14 protein-coding genes are annotated in these 18375 nt (G+C 60.5%); 11 read left to right on the top strand and 3 right to left on the bottom strand.

The window, feature by feature from the left end; all coding sequences use genetic code 11:
* Positions 1–109: 109 nt before the first annotated feature.
* Positions 110–949, bottom strand: a complete 840-nt coding sequence (locus L3J03_00425; GenBank protein ID MCF6289460.1) for a glycosyltransferase family 2 protein — start codon at positions 947–949, stop codon at positions 110–112.
* A gap of 290 nt (positions 950–1239) precedes the next feature.
* Here L3J03_00425 and L3J03_00420 point away from each other — a divergent pair, with 290 nt between their 5' ends.
* Genes L3J03_00420 through L3J03_00405 form a run of 4 tightly spaced genes read left to right on the top strand, consistent with a single transcriptional unit; the run spans position 1240 to position 5660 of the window.
* Entirely contained in the window at positions 1240–2775 is a 1536-nt protein-coding gene (locus tag L3J03_00420; protein MCF6289459.1) for an Rne/Rng family ribonuclease, read from the top strand.
* Between the two features lie 32 nt (positions 2776–2807).
* Positions 2808–3479 carry a hypothetical protein gene (locus tag L3J03_00415; GenBank protein ID MCF6289458.1) on the top strand — a complete coding sequence of 224 codons (672 nt, stop codon included), beginning with the start codon at positions 2808–2810 and terminating at the stop codon, positions 3477–3479.
* Positions 3457–4206, top strand: coding sequence for a M23 family metallopeptidase (locus L3J03_00410; GenBank protein ID MCF6289457.1), 750 nt, complete (start codon positions 3457–3459; stop codon positions 4204–4206). Before L3J03_00415 ends, L3J03_00410 begins: the two co-directional genes overlap by 23 nt.
* A 50-nt stretch (positions 4207–4256) precedes the next feature.
* On the top strand, positions 4257–5660 hold the full coding sequence (locus L3J03_00405) for a CDP-archaeol synthase (protein MCF6289456.1): 1404 nt from the start codon (positions 4257–4259) through the stop codon (positions 5658–5660).
* A gap of 124 nt (positions 5661–5784) precedes the next feature.
* On the opposite strand, the gene priA is transcribed toward L3J03_00405, so the two are convergent.
* Together priA and galU are read right to left on the bottom strand one after the other, a co-directional pair.
* Positions 5785–8217 (bottom strand): primosomal protein N', encoded by a 2433-nt coding sequence (gene priA / locus L3J03_00400; GenBank protein MCF6289455.1) that lies wholly within the window; start codon positions 8215–8217, stop codon positions 5785–5787.
* A gap of 6 nt (positions 8218–8223) precedes the next feature.
* The gene (gene galU, locus L3J03_00395) at positions 8224–9096 is read right to left on the bottom strand and encodes a UTP--glucose-1-phosphate uridylyltransferase GalU (protein MCF6289454.1); all 873 of its coding nucleotides are present in this window, start codon (positions 9094–9096) and stop codon (positions 8224–8226) included.
* A gap of 244 nt (positions 9097–9340) precedes the next feature.
* On the opposite strand from galU, the gene hrpA reads away from it, so the two are divergent.
* The 7 genes from hrpA (at position 9341) to urtA (ending at position 18354) form a co-directional block, all read left to right on the top strand.
* Positions 9341–13126: an ATP-dependent RNA helicase HrpA gene (hrpA, locus tag L3J03_00390; GenBank protein MCF6289453.1), complete on the top strand. Its 3786-nt coding sequence runs from the start codon at positions 9341–9343 to the stop codon at positions 13124–13126.
* A gap of 88 nt (positions 13127–13214) precedes the next feature.
* Positions 13215–13421 (top strand): AbrB/MazE/SpoVT family DNA-binding domain-containing protein, encoded by a 207-nt coding sequence (locus tag L3J03_00385; GenBank protein MCF6289452.1) that lies wholly within the window; start codon positions 13215–13217, stop codon positions 13419–13421.
* A complete protein-coding gene (locus L3J03_00380; GenBank protein ID MCF6289451.1) occupies positions 13421–13795 on the top strand; it encodes a type II toxin-antitoxin system VapC family toxin in 375 nt (124 codons plus the stop codon). The genes L3J03_00385 and L3J03_00380 overlap by 1 nt, the downstream gene beginning before the upstream one ends.
* 93 nt (positions 13796–13888) lie before the next feature.
* Positions 13889–15184, top strand: coding sequence for a replication-associated recombination protein A (locus L3J03_00375; protein MCF6289450.1), 1296 nt, complete (start codon positions 13889–13891; stop codon positions 15182–15184).
* A gap of 9 nt (positions 15185–15193) precedes the next feature.
* Positions 15194–15346 (top strand): hypothetical protein, encoded by a 153-nt coding sequence (locus tag L3J03_00370; protein MCF6289449.1) that lies wholly within the window; start codon positions 15194–15196, stop codon positions 15344–15346.
* Between the two features lie 12 nt (positions 15347–15358).
* Entirely contained in the window at positions 15359–16654 is a 1296-nt protein-coding gene (locus L3J03_00365; protein MCF6289448.1) for a hypothetical protein, read from the top strand.
* 413 nt (positions 16655–17067) lie between these two features.
* Positions 17068–18354, top strand: coding sequence for an urea ABC transporter substrate-binding protein (gene urtA, locus L3J03_00360; protein MCF6289447.1), 1287 nt, complete (start codon positions 17068–17070; stop codon positions 18352–18354).
* Positions 18355–18375 lie beyond the last annotated feature (21 nt).

Below are 18375 nucleotides of genomic sequence, written 5' to 3'. Positions count from 1 at the left end.
TGTAAAGACAGGGGTCAGAGGTCAGAGGTCAGAGGTCAGAGGTCAGAGGTCAGAGGTCAGAGGTCAGAGAATATTATATCCCGGCCCATATTTACTGCTCCATATTTTTTCACCGTCCACTGCCCACTGTTTTTTCTGTCCTCTGTCTTCTGTCCTCTGTCATCTGTCCCCGGCCGGGCAGCTCAAGATAATATCGCCCCTCTTCACTGCGGCCGTGTTTCAGGCAGCCCTGGCCGTAGATCGTGCATTTCCGGGTCAACTCGCTGATTGCCATCTCTTCCTGTTGCGGGTCAAGCCGGCCGGAATCAAGGAGCATGGTTATGGATTTAATCCTGAGCTTATCCATGCCCATCCGGTGGATCACGGAAAGCTGATCACCCCGGCCGCCGTCCTTGATGGTCAGGGCCCGGTCCAGGTAGAGAAAGGGCAGATCAACGCTGGCCCGCAGCCAGAGATCATAGTCCTCGCAGCAGAAAAAATCCTCGTTAAAAAAGCCGGCCCGCGCAAAAAAATCCCGGCGCGCCATTACCGTGGACATCCCCACCACGCACAGTTCAAGACAGCGGGCAAAAAGATCGCCGCCGCCCTTACGATGTCTGTTCTTGGGATTCAAACGCACCCCCCGCCGAAACCAGATCTCATCGGTATGGGAGATGAGCGCCTCGGGATTGGCCGCCATCAATGCCACCTGGGCCGCAAGCTTGTCCTTGACAAGGCGGTCGTCGGAATCGAGAAAGGCGAGCAGATCGTACCGGGCCGCCCGGATGCCGGTGTTGCGGGCCGCGGCCGGTCCCTGGTTCTCCTGGGAGATATAAATAATCCGCCCGGGATCGCTCTTTTGCCGGAGCCGGGCCACCAGTTCCGCGGTGCGGTCGGTGGAGCCGTCATCCACCACGATCACCTCGAAACAGGACCAGGTCTGGGCAAGCACCGACTCCACGGATTGCATGATAAATTTTTCCCGGTTATACACGGGGATAATAACGCTTACATAATTTTCCATTTTAAGTTTGCCAATAGTTTTGTATAAACCAGCATGGCTGGACCAAGTTTCAGGCCGCGGCCACAACCAACAATGAGAATCTCCCCGGACACCGAGGTTCCGTCCGGGGCGACTTTCATGATAAATACTATTGACTACGCACGAGTCACCATAGCAAGGCCCGTTCTTTTTGCAAGCCAAGAGCCTGACAACCGTTCCTCGGCCCCCTTGCCAATCAGCCCTGAAAGTACTTAATTATGGATAATTATCTGCTCATCAACGCCACCTCCTATGAGATCCGCATTGCCCTGTTGGAAAACAGCAACCTGGTCGAGTTTCACCAGGAACAGCCGCGGGAAAAAGGGCTGGTCGGCAATATCTACCGGGGCCGGGTGGTCCGGGTCCTGCCCGGGATGCAGGCCGCCTTTGTGGATATCGGCCTGGAACGGACCGGGTTCCTCTATGTTGATGATATCCATATCACCACCGACGAACTGGAACAACGGCTGCTGACCAACGACCGCGAGCGGAGCTGCTGTTCGGATTCGAGCAACAGCCGGCAGCAGGACCCGCGGCCCTCCCGGGACGAAACAACGATCGAGAACCTGTTGACCGAGGGCCAGGACATTCTGGTCCAGATATGCAAGGAGCCCATCGGCACCAAGGGGGCCCGGCTCACCTGCCATATCACCCTGCCCTGCCGCAACCTGGTCTTCATGCCGATGACCGACCATATCGGCATCTCCCGCAAGATCGAAAACGAAGAGGTCCGGCAGCGGCTCCGCCAGGAGATCGAGATCCTGCGGCCGGAGGGCAAGGGCTTCATCGTCCGCACCGTGGCCGCGGAGAACGCCACCCGCGGCGATCTGGAGGCGGACATGGAGTTCCTCCTCCTGCTCTGGAGCGATATCCAGACCATGGCCGACAAAACCCCGGCCCCGGCCCTGGTGTACGAGGACCTGGACATCACCCTGCGGGCGGTGCGGGACCTGTTCACCCCTGATACCAAACAGGTGCTGGTCGATGACCGCCGCACCCATGAACGGGTGTTGCGCTTTGTCGACACCTTTGTGCCGCAGCTCCGTGACAAGGTTAATTATTACGAGGGCGAAGTGCCCCTGTTCGATGCCTACGGGGTCGAGGTGGAGATCTGCCGGGCCCTGGAGAAGAAGGTCTGGCTCCGCTCCGGCGGCTACATAGTCATCGAGACCACCGAGGCCCTTACCGCGGTTGACGTGAACACCGGCCGCTACGTGGGCAAGAACGATCTGGAAGAGACCCTGTTCAAGACCAATATGGAGGCGGTCAAGGAGATCGCCTACCAACTGCGGCTCAGAAATATCGGCGGGATCATTATCATCGATTTCATTGACATGGAAAACGAGGAACACCGGGACAAGGTGTTCCAGGCCATGCAGGACGCAGCGAAAAAGGACAAGAGCCGGATCAACATCCTCAAACTTTCAGAGTTCGGTCTGGTGCAGATGACCCGCAAAAGGAACCGGGACAACCTTACCCGGCTGCTCTGTGAGCCCTGCCCCTTCTGCGACGGCCGGGGGTTCGACAAATCGCGCCGCGCCATCTGCCATGAAATCTTCCGCAAGGTGGTCCGCCATGCCCCCAGGATGGAAGGCACCAGCGTCACCCTGACCGTGCACCCAGGGGTGGCGGAGATGATGCTCAAGGAAGAGTCCCTGGTGGTGGAGACCCTGGAACGGGAGACTGGCAAGCGTTTCATCATCAAGCCCGACCATGGGGCGCAGATCAAGAAATATCAGATCGCCTGGGGCTGAAAATCCCCTTCATCACTACCCGGGGCCGTGTAATGCGCAAAAACAGCAGCGACCTGCTCAAGAAAAATCGTTTCCTCGGCCTTGGCCTGATCCTTGTCGTTATCATCGTCCTGCTGGCCGCGGCAATGGTTATCCTCTTTGAGCAGGATAAACCGCGGATAACGGTGCTGAACGACGTCTCCCGCAGCGGCCCCGAGCTTACGGTCCGGTTCACCGTTGATGACCAACAAAGGGGGGTAAGACAGCTCAGCCTCCAGTTTATCCAGCAGGTCAAGGTAAAGGGCAAGGCTCCCCGGACCCGGCAGGTCCGGATAATGCGGAAGGAGTTCCCCGGCCAGGGCTATCTGCTGAATGTCGGACCGAAACAGGTCGAGGAAACAATCTCCATCAACATCCCTGACCTGGGCTTCAAGCAAGGCAAGGCCATGCTCCGTTTCACGGCCCGGGACTTCTCCCTCTGGGGCTGGGGCGCGGGCAACCGGACGACCCTCGAGGTACCGGTGGAGATCGACACCACCCCGCCCCGGGTGGTGGTTGTCGATGCCCCCCGGGATATCAGGCCCGGCGGCAGCGGGGTGGTGATCTACCGGATCAATGAACCGCCCGCGACCCACGGGGTCTCCATCAACGGCCGTTTCCTGCCCGGCTACCCGTTGAACCCGGAACAAGGGGCTGTTCGCGGTGCTGATCGGTCTGCCCCATGACACCACCGCCATCTCCAGGGCAGTGGTAATCGCCACCGACCAGGTGGGCAACCAGGGCCGGGCATCCTTTGGCATGAACCTGAGAAAACCGCGTTGGCGATTCTCCCGGATCGAGATCAGCGATGGTTTCCTGAAGCGGAAACTCCCCGAGTTCGCCGAGGCCTACCCGCAAATGACCGGCACTCCGGCCCAGCGGTTTATCTTTGTAAACAACCAGGTCCGGCAGGAAAACGGCAAACGGATCAGGGAGATCTGTTCACGGTCAGCCGAGCAACGTCTCTGGCAGGGCCCCTTCAAGCAGATGGCCCGCAGCAAGAAAACAGCAGGCTTTGCCGACAGCCGCGACTATTTTTACAAGGGCAAGAAGATCGACCACCAGGTCCATCTGGGCATTGACCTGGCCTCGACCAGACATGATCAGGTCAAGGCCGCCAACCGCGGCCGGGTGGTATTTGCCGGTTATCTGGGCATCTACGGCAATACGGTAATCCTTGATCACGGCCAGGGACTGGCCAGTCTCTATGCCCATCTGAGCCGGATCAGGGTGGAGCCCGGCACCCTGGTCGACCAGGACACGGTGCTGGGCCTAAGCGGCACCACCGGCATGGCCGGCGGCGACCATCTCCATTTTTCCATCCTGGTCAACGGGGTTTTTGTCAATCCCCTGGAATGGTGGGACCGCCACTGGCTCAAGCTCCATATCCTCGACCCTCTGGCCGCAAACTGACACCGACCCGGGCCGGACCGGCCCGACCATTTCACCGGGAAGCCAGGCGGATGACGACCAAACTTCTGCTCTTTCTCCTGCTGATTAATTTCCTCCCGCCCCTGGCCGCGATCCTCTGGAGGAAGAGGTACCGTCGTCCCCTGGACCTCGGCATGGTCTGTGCGGACGGCCAGCCTCTTTTCGGCCCCCATAAGACCGTCCGTGGCGCGCTTCTCTGTATCGGCGGCGGGGCCCTGCTGGGGCCCCTGCTCCTCGGCCTGGACTGGCGGGCCGGCGGCCTCGGCGGCCTGCTGGTGGTCAGTGGCGATCTTCTCTCCAGTTACATCAAGCGTCGGCTCCGTTACCCCAGCGGCAAGCCGGTGTTCCTGCTGGACCAGATATTCGAGGGGCTCTTTCCCCTGCTCTACCTGGTCCCGGTCCTGGATCTGCCCCTGCCGGCATTGCCGGCCGTCCTGCTGCTGTTCATTATCATCGCCGGCCTGGGATCACGGCTCTGGAGCTATATGCGCTACCGGCCACTCGCCAAGAACCTGCCGCGGATTGTCCGCTCCACGGTCCGGCTGCGGGAATGGCGGGCCTGCCATCAGCCCCTGGCCCGGTGGCAGCGGCTGCTCAACTTTGAAAATTATATCTACTTCCGGCTGCTGATCGGCAGCCTGTTCAAGCTGTTGAATCTCTACGACCGGGGAGCCCGCAACTGCCATGATATCCGGATCCAGGAACAGGAATACCGGTTTGCCGACCTGCCGGGCCCATTCGACAGTTTTCGGATCATGCTCCTCACTGATCTCCACCTGGACGGGACAAAGGATCTCAACGAACTGCTGATCGACAAAATCAAGGGGCTGGAGGTGGACCTCTGCCTGATCGGCGGCGACATCCGGCCGGAGATGTTCGGAAGCAGCGGCCCCAGCCTGCGCCGGCTGCGCGCCCTCCTCGGCCATGTCCACTCCCGGCACGGGATTCTTGGAGTGCTGGGCAACCACGACTGTATCGAAATGGTGCCGGACCTTGAAGAGGCGGGGATACTGATGCTGGTCAACGACTCGGCGGCCATTGAGCGGCAGGGAGAAAAGATCTGGATCATTGGAATCGATGACCCCCATTACTACAAGGTCCACGACCTGGGACTGGCCTTTAAAAAGGTGCCGGGCGACGGGTTCAAAATTTTCCTGGCCCACTCGCCGGAGGCCTACGCCGAGGCGATCAAGTTCAGCCCCCGCCTCTATCTCTGCGGCCATACCCATGGCGGCCAGATCTGCCTGCCCAACGGCAAACCGATCTTCACCCACAGCCGAGCCCCGCGCTTTACCGCGGCCGGCCCGTGGGTATACCTGGAAATGAGCGGCTATACCAGCCGCGGAGTCGGCACCTCGGGAATCCCCTTACGCTTCAACTGCCCGGGTGAGATCAGCCTGATCACATTAAAAAGACAGGTGAGAGGTAAGAGGTGAGCTGCGGGTCCCAGGTTTCAGGGGAAGATTATAATTCCGGCATCGACCTAAACCCCTGTTTTTTTCTGTCTCCTGTCCTCTGATCTCACCTGACATCTGAAACCTGAAACCCGACACCTCTCTGTTACAACATATTCTCCGGGTCCACGTCCAGACTGACCATGACCCTTCTGTCCAGACCCGGTCCCTCCCTGACAAGGCGTTGACAAAAGAGATGGAGCGACTCCACCTCAATACCCTTGACCAGCAGCTGCCAGCGATAGTTTCCCCGGAGCCGTGACAGGGGCGCCGGGGCCGGGCCCAGGAGCTGCACCCCCCTGATCCCCGAGCGGATCAATCCCTTGCCGTATCCGGCCAGGGCCCGGGCCGCACCGGCCACTGCCTGCTCATCCCTCCCCTTGATCCGGATATTGATCAACCGGCTGAAGGGTGGAAAACCAAGACCCCGGCGCAGGGAGATCTCTTGCTCATACAGGGCCGGATAATCGTTGCTGCGGGCCAGATGGATACTGGCGTGATCCGGCTGATGGGTCTGGATGATCACCCGGCCCGGCCACTCGCCCCGGCCGGCCCGGCCGCCGACCTGGCCGATCAGCTGGTAGACCCGCTCCCCGGCCCGGAAATCCGGCAGCCCCAGACCGGCATCGGCCCAGACGATCCCCACCAGGGTCACCCGGGGGAAATGATGCCCCTTGGCAATCATCTGGGTGCCGACCAGGATATCGATCTCAAGGTTGTGCATGGCCCTGAGCACGGCCAGGTAATCGCGGCGCTTGCTGCAGGTATCCCGGTCAAGGCGGGCCACCCGGGCCGCGGGCAGTATCCGGCCCAGTTCGGCCTGCAGCCGTTCGGTGCCGAACCCCACCCCGATCAACTCGCTGCCATTGCAGGATGGACAAGGGGCCGACACCGCCCGGACATGGCCGCAGTAATGACAGAGCAGCTCGTTGCGACCCTTATGCATGGTCATGGCCACCTGGCACTGACCGCAGGTAACGCTCCGGCCGCAGGAGCGGCAGAGCATCAGATTGGCATAGCCGCGACGGTTCAGGAAAAGCAGGCTCTGTTCACCCCGGCCGAGGTTCTCTTTCAGGGCCTTTACCAGGTCCGGTGAAAACAGGGGCGGATACCCGGACACGGTTTTGATCCGCCTGAGGTCGACCACCTGTACCGCGGGCAGGGGCCGGTCCTCGATCCGCTTGGCAAGGGTCAGGAGTTGGTATTTGCCGGTCCGGGCATGATGATAGCTGGTGATCGACGGGGTGGCCGAGCCGAGCAGCACCACGGCCCCGGCCTGGCGGGCCCGGAGCACGGCCAGGTCCCGGGCCTGATAGCGCAGCCCGTCCTCCTGCTTGTAGCCGTTATCATGTTCCTCGTCCACCACGATCAACCCCGGGTCGGACAATGGCGCGAATATCGCCGAGCGGGCCCCGACCACCACGGTCGCCTCGCCCCGGGCGATCCGCAGCCACTGGTCAAACCGTTCCCCTGCGGAGAGACCGCTGTGGAGCAGGGCCACCCGCTCACCGAACCGGGCGATGAACTGGGCCTCCAGGTAGGCGGCCAGGGCTATTTCCGGCACCAGCACCAGCACGCCCCTGGACTGGTTGAGCGTTGCGGCCGCGGCCCGGAGGTAGATCTCGGTCTTGCCGCTGCCGGTAACCCCGTGGAGCAGAAAAGGGGCGAACCGCTGTTGCCGGACCGCGGGCAATAACTGTTCCAGGGCCGCGCTCTGTTCCGGGGTCAGATGTTCGGGCGGGTCGGCCACCGCCAGGGTCTCGCCCAGGGGATCACGATATACCGGTTTCTCATGGAGCCGCACCACCCCCTTGGCCGCCAGTCCCTTCAGGGCTTGTCCGGCGCCGGAATAAAGCGAGCTGAGCTGCCGGCGCAGGATGGGCTCCTCCTGCCCGGCTGCGGCAGTCAACTCTTCCAAGAGCGCCAGGGTCTTCTGCTCGGAAGGTTTGAGCGCCGGCAATTCGCTCCCGGGTATGAGAGTTATGCAGGACTCGGTCCGGATCCGGGTGGTGGAGCGGCGGATCTCCTCCCTGATCTCCACCCACCCTTCCTGCTCCCATTGTTTGACAAGCCGTCTCCCTTTGGTGCGCCAGATTTTCCTGGTAACCGCCGGGGTCAACTGTCCCTTGCGCACCAGTTCCTCGACCCAGGGATATGAAGCATGCCCGGGCAGGTTCCTTTGACCGGATTCGGTGAGCAGGACCCGGCGGCTGCTGGCGGTCACCAGGCCGCCGGGCAGTCCGGTCCGGATCACCTCGCCCAGGGGATAATGATAGTAGCTGGCGATCCAGCGGTAGAACGTGACCTGGCGCGCGGAAAAGAGCGGTTCCTCGTCAAGCACCTCGGTTATTGGTTTTATTTTCCAGTGCCCCGGGGGCGTCTCCTTGACCTCACCCAACAGATAGCCGGTAACCTGCCGGCCGGCCAGGGGCACCAGCAGCCGCATCCCCGGCCGGAGCAGTCCGCTGCCCCGCTCCGGCGGCCCATAGGTCAGGGTATGGTCAAGGGGCGCGGCCACCGCCACTTCCAGGTAGGTCATGGACAATCACAGGCCAGCGGCCACTTTCTTGATATGCTCGCCAAAGTCGGCGCCCAGATCAGGATGACGCAGGGCAAAGGCGACCACGGCCTTGAGATAGCCGAGTTTGTCGCCGGCATCGTAACGGGTGCCCTCGAACTCGTAGGCATACATCCCCCGCTGCCGGGCCAGGGCCTGCAGGGCGTCGGTGAGCTGGATCTCGCCGCCGTGGCCCGGGGTGGTCTTTTCCAGGATCTCGAATATCTCCGGCTGCAGGATGTAGCGGCCGATGATCGCCATGTCGGAGTTGGTGGTGCCGGGCGCGGGTTTTTCCACCATCCGTTTCACCTTAAAGGTCCGTTCCCGGTCATTGGGCAGCCCTTCGACGATCCCGTAATTACAGGTCTGGTCCAGGGGGACCCGCTGGATGGCGACTATGGACTCCTCCACCTCGTCGAATATATCAAGCATCTGCCGGCAGCATGGCCGTTCACTCAATACCAGGTCGTCGCCCAGGAGCACGCAAAAGGGTTCATTGCCCACCACGTTGCGGGTGGTCCAGATGGCATGCCCCAGCCCCAGGGGCTTTTTCTGCCGCACCGAAACGATGTCGATCAGATTGGAGATATGGGCCAGCTCCTCGCGTAGACGGTGCTTGTTTTTTTCCTGGAGCACGGTATCCAGCACAAAATCATAGTCAAAATGGTTCTCTATCGCCGACTTGCCCGCGCTGGTAATCAGGATAACCTGCTCGATTCCCGAGGCCACCGCCTCTTCGACAATGTACTGGATGGTGGGCCGGTCAACAATGGTCAGCATCTCCTTGGGGATGGCCTTGGTGGCCGGCAGAAACCGGGTGCCGAGACCGGCAACCGGGATAACGGCTTTACGTACCTTCATGGTCGTATATCTCCTTTTTCAGATATGGCCGGCAGGGTTGCGACCCGTGACAACACAGATGTTTTATATGAAAGTCGTGCCGGACAAAGCTCGCTGCCCGGGGAGGTTTTCATTGTTGGTTGTGGCCGCGGCCTGAAAATCTGGTCCAGCCATGCTGGTTTATGAAAACCGTGGTAGGATGGCGGCTCGTCAGAATACAAAAATATTCAACCGGTACACCGCATAACTCCGACAGATCCGCACCATGCCAGTCCCTATCCCCTATCCCGACGACCTGCCCATTGTCGCCCAAAAAGAGAAAATTATCAAGGCCGTCGATGAGCACCAGGTGATCATCGTCTCCGGCGACACCGGGTCGGGCAAGACCACCCAGCTGCCCAAGATGTGCCTGGAGGCCGGCCGCGGCATAAAAAAAACAATCGGCTGCACCCAGCCCCGCCGTTTGGCGGCCACGGCCATGGCGGCCCGGCTGGCCGAGGAACTGGAACCGGCCGGCTGTTCCGGCCTGGTCGGCTACAAAATCCGCTTCCAGGACCGGACCTCATCCCGGACCCGGATCAAGTTCATGACCGACGGGATCCTCCTGGCCGAGACCCGGCAGCACAAAAAACTCGGTGCCTACGATACCCTGATCATCGATGAGGCCCACGAGCGCAGCCTGAACATCGACTTTCTCCTGGGCTACCTCAAGCAACTGCTGGCCCACAGAAAAGATCTCAAGCTGATCATCACCTCGGCCACCATTGACACGGAAAAATTCTCCCGCCACTTCAACAATGCGCCGGTGATCCAGGTCTCCGGCCGCGCCCATCCGGTGGAGGTCCGCTACCAGCCCCGGGAAAAGGACGGCGAAGAGCTGACCCCGGTGGACCTGGCAGTGGCGGCGATCGCTAAACTCCGTTGCCAGGACCGGCCCGGCGACATCCTGGTGTTCATGCCCACTGAGCGGGATATCCGCGAGACAATGGACACCCTGGCCGGAAAACTGAAAGACCCTTCCGGCCGGACCGGGTCCGGCCCCTGGTCGAACCAGCCGCTTATCCTCCCCCTGTTCGGCCGGCTGCATCCAAGGGACCAGCAGAGGATCTTCCGGCCGGCCAGGGTCGAAAAGATCGTCATCGCCACCAATGTGGCTGAAACCTCGATCACGGTCCCGGGAATCCGTTATGTGATCGATACCGGCCTGGCCCGGATCCCGATGTACAGCCCCCGGGCCCGCACCATGCGCATGCCGGTGGCCCCGATCTCCCGGGCCGGCTGCGATCAGCGCAAGGGAAGATGCGGCCGGGTGGGTCCGGGAATATGTATCCGCCTCTATGGCGAGGATGAGTATAAGGGCCGGCCGGAGTTCACCCTGCCGGAGATCAAACGTTCCAACCTGGCCGAGGTCATTCTGCGGATGCTCTTCCATCAGCTCGGCGACCCGGGCGAATTTCCCTTTATCGACCCCCCGGCCCGGCGGGCGATCCGCGACGGCTACACCCTGCTCGCCGAGTTGGGCGCGATCAGAACAGAGGGGTGCAGGCATTACCTCACCGCCAGGGGCCGGCTGATGGCCAGGCTGCCCATCGGTCCCCGCCTGGCCCGGCAGTTGATCGAGGCCCAAGAGCGCAATGCCCTGCGCGAGGTACAGATCATCGTCGCGGCCCTGGCCGGCCAGGACCCGCGGATGCGGCCGGCCGACCATGAGACCGAGGCGGACCAGGCCCATCAACGATTCCGCGTGGAGGGCTCGGATTTTCTCTCCTATCTCTCCATCTGGGAGGCCTTTCACGCCGTGGCCCGAAAAAAGAGCCGCAACCAGGCCCGCAAGTTCTGCAAGACCCATTTTCTCTCCTATCAACGGATGCGGGAATGGCAGGATATCCACGACCAGCCCAGCGCCATTCTGATTGATGAAGGCTTTGAATACAACCGCCGGCCAGCCCCCTTTGATGCGGTACACCAGGCCATACTGAGCGGCTACCTCCGCAACATCGGCCTGAAAAAAGCAAAAAACATCTACCTGGGCGCCCAGGACAAGGAGTTGATGATATTTCCCGGTTCGAGCCAGTTCAACTCCGCCGGAAGCTGGATCGTGGCCGCCGAACTGGTGGAGACCAGCCGGCTCTTTGCCCGGACCGTGGCCAATATCAATCCGGACTGGCTTGAGCCCATTGCCGGCGATCTCTGCCGGTCGAGCTACTCGCGCCCGCGCTGGGAAAAGAAAAGCGGCCAGGTGGTGGCCGATGAAAAGGTCACCCTGTTCGGCCTGGTGCTGGTGGCCGGCCGCAAGGTCAATTACAAAAAAGTCGGGCCAACGGCCCGGGCCGAGGCCCATGCGATCTTTATCCACGACGCACTGGTCAAAGGCGAACTGGGCGGCCGTTTCCCCTTTTTCGAGCACAACGGAAAGTTAATGGCCGAACTGGAGGAAATGGAGAACCGGCTCCGGCTGCGCGGGGTGATGGTCGATGACCAGACGGTATTTGAGTTTTACCACCAGCGGCTGCCCGATATCTGCGACCGGCAGGGTCTCAACCGGGTGATCAAGGAAAAGGGAGACGACTTTCTCAGAATGAACCGGGACGACCTGGTTAAAGAGCTGCCGGACCGGGACCGGCTGGAACAATTCCCCAAAAGCATGGTGTTGGGCGACCTGAAGCTTGCGCTCAAATACCGTTTCGAACCCGGCACTGCCGAGGACGGGGTCACTGTCAGCCTGCCCGTTGACCTGGTGGGCCGGATCGACCCGGCCCTCTTTGACCGGCCGGTGCCCGGGCTGCTGGTTGAAAAGATTACCTGCCTGCTCAAGGGGCTGCCCAAGGCCATCCGCCGCCAGCTGATCCCTATTCCTGAAACCGCCGCCGGCCTGGCGGCCGGGATATCGGCCTCCCAGGGCCCCCTGCTCCCGGCCCTGGAAAAGGCCATTGGTAAAGAGTACCGGCTCCGGATCGACCGTCGCGACTGGCCCGGCCCGGACACCCTGCCCCCGCATCTGCGGACCCGGTTCGAACTGGTGGACCAGAGGGGCAAGGTTCTTAAAAGCAGCCGCAGCCTGAGGGACCTGAGCGACCGGGACCGGCTATCAACCGCCACCCGGGCCGTGGACCTGATCCCGGCAGCGCTCCGACGCCAATGGGAACGCGACAATATCACTGAATGGGATTTTGCCGAACTGCCGGCTGAAATTCCGATCAGCGACCAGCAAGAAAAACTCCTGGGCTTTGCCTATCCGGCCCTGGTCGAGGAGGAAAACCGGACCGTGGCCATCCGGCTGGCAGGCGACCGGGAGCAGTCTTGCCGGCTCACCCGGCAGGGAACACTTGCCCTGTACCGGCGCTGGTTTCCCAAACAGTTCACTGCGCTTAAAAAGGAATGCCGGGCCTTTTTGGACCAGAAAACCGGCTGGAGACTGCTGGAGGGGCTGGCCGACCGCAAACAATTCCTGGAGGAGTTGTTCCGATTCGTGCTGGTTGAGATATTCTCCTGCCGCAATGGCCTGATCCCCAATGAAAAAAAATTTATACAACAGATCGAAAAGGTCAAGGAAAACGGGATGTATCTGCTTGCCAACCGGCTGCTTGACCGGGTCCGCCAGGTCTTGACCGAGCGGCGGACCACCCTGGATCTGATCAAAAAATACCAGCCGGCCCTGCCCGGGCCGGTTGCCGGTCATGACTTGGACTTCCACGCCCACCTGGCCCGGATTCTGCCTTCGGACTTTCTCCGCACCCGGAGCGAGGCGCGGATCATTAATGCAATCCGCTATTGCAAGGGATTGCAGATCCGGGTGGAACGGGCCCGGCTGGACCCGAGAAAAGACGCGGCCAAGGCATCCCGACTGACCCTGTTTGTTGCCCGGTTGCGGGAGATTGAGTCCGGCCGGCGGGATTCATCGCCCGAGTGCGCGGCCCGGCTGGCTGAATTCGAGGAAATGATTGAGGAATTCCGGATCTCCCTGTTTGCCCCGGAACTCAAGACCGCCTATCCGGTGTCAGCCAAACGGCTGGAAAAAAAATGGCAGGAACTGGACCGGGCCTGCCGCTGATCATCCCTGAAACCACCTGGGCATTAGCTTGACACCCTGCGACATTTTTCATACACTTATCGTATCGATCAAGCAAAGGGAGAATGGTATGCAGACCACGATTTCAAGCAAGTATCAGGTGGTTATTCCAAAACAGGTCAGGGAACGTCTCCGGTTGCGGCCCCAACAGAAGCTGACGGTGATAGAAAAAGACGGCATGCTTATCCTCATCCCCCAACGCTCACTCCAAGAGCTGCGGGGAATAGCGACCGGCGCCGGGCTGGCTGACTACCGCGAGAAAAAGGACCGTTTTTAATGGTTATCGTTGATTCCTGCGGCTGGCTGGAGTGGTTTTCCGATGGGAGCCTTGCCGACCACTACCAACAGTATCTGGAAGATCCGGAGGAAATTCTGGTTCCCGCCATAATCCTCTACGAGGTATACAAGATTCTGAAACGGGAAGTCGGAGAGGAAAAGGCCCTGTTTGCAGCCGGGCATATGAAAAACTCGCAACTGATACCTTTTGACGAAACCCTTGCCCTGGCGGCCGCGGACCTGGCCCTGCGGCACGGTCTTGCCATGGCGGATGCGATTATTGTTGCCGTGGCGCGATCCTTTGCCTGCGAGATCATCACCTCTGACGCGGATCTCAGGCAGTTACCCAACGTGATTTTCATCCCCAAGGAGTGAACCCAAGATGCAACGATCCGTTGATTATTGCCCGGCGAGGCAGCAGTCTTGACCGGCCCCTCCCGAAAAACCAATATCCCCCTGGCCGAGCGGATGCGGCCCACCTCGTTGACCGATTTCGTGGGTCAGGAGGAGCTGCTGGGCCGGGACCGGATGCTGAGCCGGCTCATTGACCAGCAGCAGATCCCGTCGCTGCTCCTCTGGGGGCCGCCGGGCTCGGGCAAGACCACCCTGGCCCGGATCCTGGCCAGAAGCACCGGGGCGGACTTTGTCTTTTTCTCGGCCGTGATGTCCGGGGTCAAGGAGGTGCGGGCGATCGTTGCCCAGGCCCAAGAGCAGCTGGAAAAAAATAAAAAAAACACCATCCTTTTTGTCGACGAAATCCACCGGTTCAACAAGGCGCAGCAGGACGGCTTTCTGCCCCACGTGGAAAGCGGGCTCCTGACCCTGATCGGCGCCACCACCGAGAACCCCTCCTTCCAGGTAATCGCCCCGCTGCTCTCCCGCTGCCGGGTCCTGGTACTGAACCCCCTTGCCCCGGAAAACTTAAAAAAAATCCTCTCCCGGGCGCTGATCGACCGGGAAAACGGGCTGGGCAAACTCGATATCATTGCCAACGACCAGGCCCTGGACCACCTGGCGGCCATGGCCGACGGCGATGCCCGCCGGGCCCTGAACAACCTGGAGATCGCCGCCAGCCTGGCCCGGCCCCGGACCGATGGAGAAAAACCGATCATCACCCTGGACACGGTCCTGGAGGCCAGTCAGCGCACCACCCTGCGCTACGACATGGACGGCGAGGAGCATTACAACCTGATCTCGGCCCTGCACAAGAGCCTGCGGGACAGCGACCCGGACGGAGCCCTCTACTGGCTGGCGCGGATGCTGGCCGCGGGCGAGGAACCGCTCTACATCGCCCGGCGGATGATCCGTTTTGCCTCGGAGGATATCGGCAATGCCGATCCCCGGGCACTCAACCTGGCGATCAACTGCCGGGACGCCTATCACACCCTGGGTTCGCCGGAAGGGGAACTGGCCCTGGTCCAGTGCGTGGTCTACCTGGCAACCGCCCCTAAAAGCAATGCCCTCTACATGGCCTATAAAAAGGTGCGCCAGGAGATCAACCAAAGCGGCAGCCTGCCGGTGCCGCTCCATCTGCGCAACGCCCCCACCGGCTTGATGAAGAAACTGGACTACGGCAAGGGATATCAATATGCCCACGACCATGCCGACGGCCTGGTCCTGCAGGAACACCTGCCCGGGGAACTGAACGGACAGACCTTTTATCACCCCACCAACCGGGGCTACGAGGCGGTGATCAAGGAGCGGCTGATCAAGTGGCGCCGGATTCTGCGCCAACGTAACCCTGACTCCCCAAAACAGACCTGAGGAAAGATCATGAGAAGTGTCATTGCATCCATTATTGCCGGATTCCTCCTGCTCACGGGACTCCTGCTTCTCCCGCCGGCCGGTGTATCCGCAACCGCGGGAACCGATCTCACCATCCTGTACGGCAACGACGTTCTGGGCGAGCTGGAACCCTGCGGCTGAAAAAGCGCTCAATTGGGCGGTCTGTCCAAAAAGGCGTTTCAACTGAACCGATTACGGGAAAACCCCGGCCCCCCGGCCCTGACCCTGGACAGCGGCAACCTGCTGTTCAAGCCCGGGCATCTCACCGGCGCCAGGCTCGACCAGGCAAAAATCGCCGCGGCCGGCATCGCGCGGGCCTATGATCTGATGCGCTTTGATGCGGTGGCAGTGGGCAACAGCGATCTGGCCGGAGGGCTGGACTTTCTTCTCGACCTGAACCGGCGGGCCGCGTTTCCCTGGCTCTCCGCCAACCTGGTCCGCCGCGGGGACTCCAGCCCTTTATTTACACCGTACACCGTCATCACCCGGGATGATCTCACCATCGGCGTCATCGGCATCACCAATGACAATGCCCAGCCGCGGCCGGTCCTGCCCGATGATGTGGTTATCCTCCCCTGGCGCCGGGTGCTGCCGGACACGGTCGCCGGTCTTAAGGACAAGTGCGATCTGGTGATTCTGTTGTCCAACTATTCCCTGGCCGAGAACCGGGCCATTGCCGATTCAGTGGACGGCATCCGGTTGATCATCCAGTCCTCCCCCTCCCCGGCCAACCTGCCCCCGCTGGTGGTGAAAAACACCCTGATCTGCCAGACCGGCAAACAGGGGAAATACCTGGGCTGGCTGCGGATCAACCGGCAGAAATCCTGGCAACCGGGAAACAGGCAAGAAGAAGACGCAACGCCGTCCACTTTCAGCAACAGCTACATCTCCATGACCACCAGTCTGCCGGACCAGCCGGAAATACTGGCCCTGGTGAAACGGATCAAAGAAGATATTTCCCGGGCCGGTCAACGAACGGCCCGGGAGGCAAAGTCCGCGGCCCGGACAGGCCGGAACGGAAGAAAACCCGGCAGCCGGCTCGATCGATATACCGGCTGGCAGGCCTGCGCCGAATGTCATCCCGACCAGGCCGCCTTCTGGCAGACCACCCGCCATGGCGCCGCCTACCAGGCCCTGGTTGCCAAACAGCAGCAGTTCAACCTGACCTGCCTGACCTGTCACGTCACCCCGGCGCCGCCAGACCAGGGGCAGTCCCTGCTCACCCTGCCCCTGTCGCTCCGGTCCGTGGGCTGCGAGACCTGCCACGGACCGGACCGCGGCCACGGCAACAACCCGGCCGCGGTGTCCCTTTCCCGGCAACCACTGGAAATGATCTGCCGCCGCTGCCACACCCCGGAACATGACGCTGATTTCAATTACGGGGAAAAAAGGCAGTTGATCAGCTGTCCAGCCGGTTCAGGGCCGGACGGCATAAAACAGGCTGATTAGTGCCCATCCGGAAATGGCCCTTTCGCCCAATCTCGGACACTGATTAAGCCGCCCCAGGCGGTCCTGCATCCCCACCCCTATTCATCCGGGCGGACAGCGCGGCGCAACACAAAACCACCATTGTGATCATTTTCTTACAAAACTGCGCAAACCAACTCGGTTTCGTGGCACGCAAAACACATAAATGTAATAAAGCAAAACAAAACGATACACAAATGTATTGTTTTGTTTTGACCGGACAGGGACAGCGTAACCTGGCGCTAAAATTTTTTTCTTATGAAATACAGAGGTTACATAACCCGGCGCCGCGATACATCCCTGATGGCATACCGTGTGCAGTCGATTGAGCCAAAAGCGGCTTCAGGCAAGAAATTCACAATGTAACTTGAACAACACTACAGAAAGGAGAAGAAATGAAATCAAGACTGCTCACACTGTCACTGGGTTGCGCCCTAACGGTCGGATCCCTTTTTGGCGGCCAGGCCCTGGCCGGTGACACCATCAAGGTCGGGGTCTTGCACTCCCTGTCCGGCACCATGGCCATCAGTGAAACCACCTTGAAAGACACCATGCTGATGCTCATTGACGAGCAGAATAAAAAGGGTGGACTGCTGGGCAAGAAACTCGAGGCCGTGGTCGTCGATCCGGCTTCCGACTGGCCTCTCTTTGCCGAAAAGGCCCGTGAACTCATTGAAAAGGAAAAGGTGGCAGCGGTGTTTGGCTGCTGGACCTCGGTCTCCCGCAAATCCGTGCTCCCGGTCTTTGAAGAGCTTAACAGCCTGCTTTTTTATCCGGTACAGTATGAGGGTGAGGAATCGTCAAAAAATGTTTTCTACACCGGCGCCGCGCCGAACCAGCAGGCAATTCCCGCGGTTGACTATCTGATGAATGACATGGGAGTCAAGCGCTGGGTTCTGGCCGGTACTGATTATGTCTATCCCCGTACCACCAACAAGATCCTTGAGGCCTATCTCAAGGCCAAGGGCGTGGCTGCCGAGGATATCATGATCAACTACACCCCCTTTGGCCACTCCGACTGGCAGTCCATTGTCGCTGACATCAAAAAATTCGGCGCCACCGGCAAAAAGACGGCCGTGGTATCCACCATTAACGGCGACGCCAACGTGCCCTTTTACAAGGAACTGGGCAACCAGGGCATCACCGCCGACAACATCCCGGTCATTGCCTTTTCCGTGGGCGAAGAAGAGCTTTCCGGTATCGACACCAGACCCCTGGTCGGTCATCTTGCCGCCTGGAACTACTTCATGAGCGTGGACAGCGAGATCAACGACACCTTCATTGAAAACTGGCAGAAGTTCATTAAAAGCGAGCAACGGGTAACCAATGATCCCATGGAGGCCCATTACATCGGCTTCAACATGTGGATCAAGGCCGTTGAAAAGGCAGGGACCACCGACCCGGCCGCGGTCCAGGACGCCATTATCGGCGTGACAGTACCCAACCTGTCCGGCGGTTACTCCGCCATGATGCCCAACCACCACATCACCAAGCCCGTCCTGATCGGTGAGATCCAGGATGACGGCCAGTTCGAGATTGTCTGGCAGACCGCCGGCATGGTGGCCGGCGACGCCTGGTCCGACTATCTCCCAGGTTCCAAGGATCTGATTTCCGATTGGCGGAACCCGCTTTCCTGCGGCAACTATAACGTCAAGACCGGGAAGTGCTCCAGTCAGAACTAACCCTCCCTCTGTTTCCGGAAA

The organism is Desulfobacterales bacterium, assembly GCA_021647905.1.
Lineage (GTDB): Bacteria > Desulfobacterota > Desulfobulbia > Desulfobulbales > BM004 > JAKITW01.
Note: the sequence above shows the minus strand (reverse complement) of the source record. Positions and strands in the feature narration are given on the sequence as shown.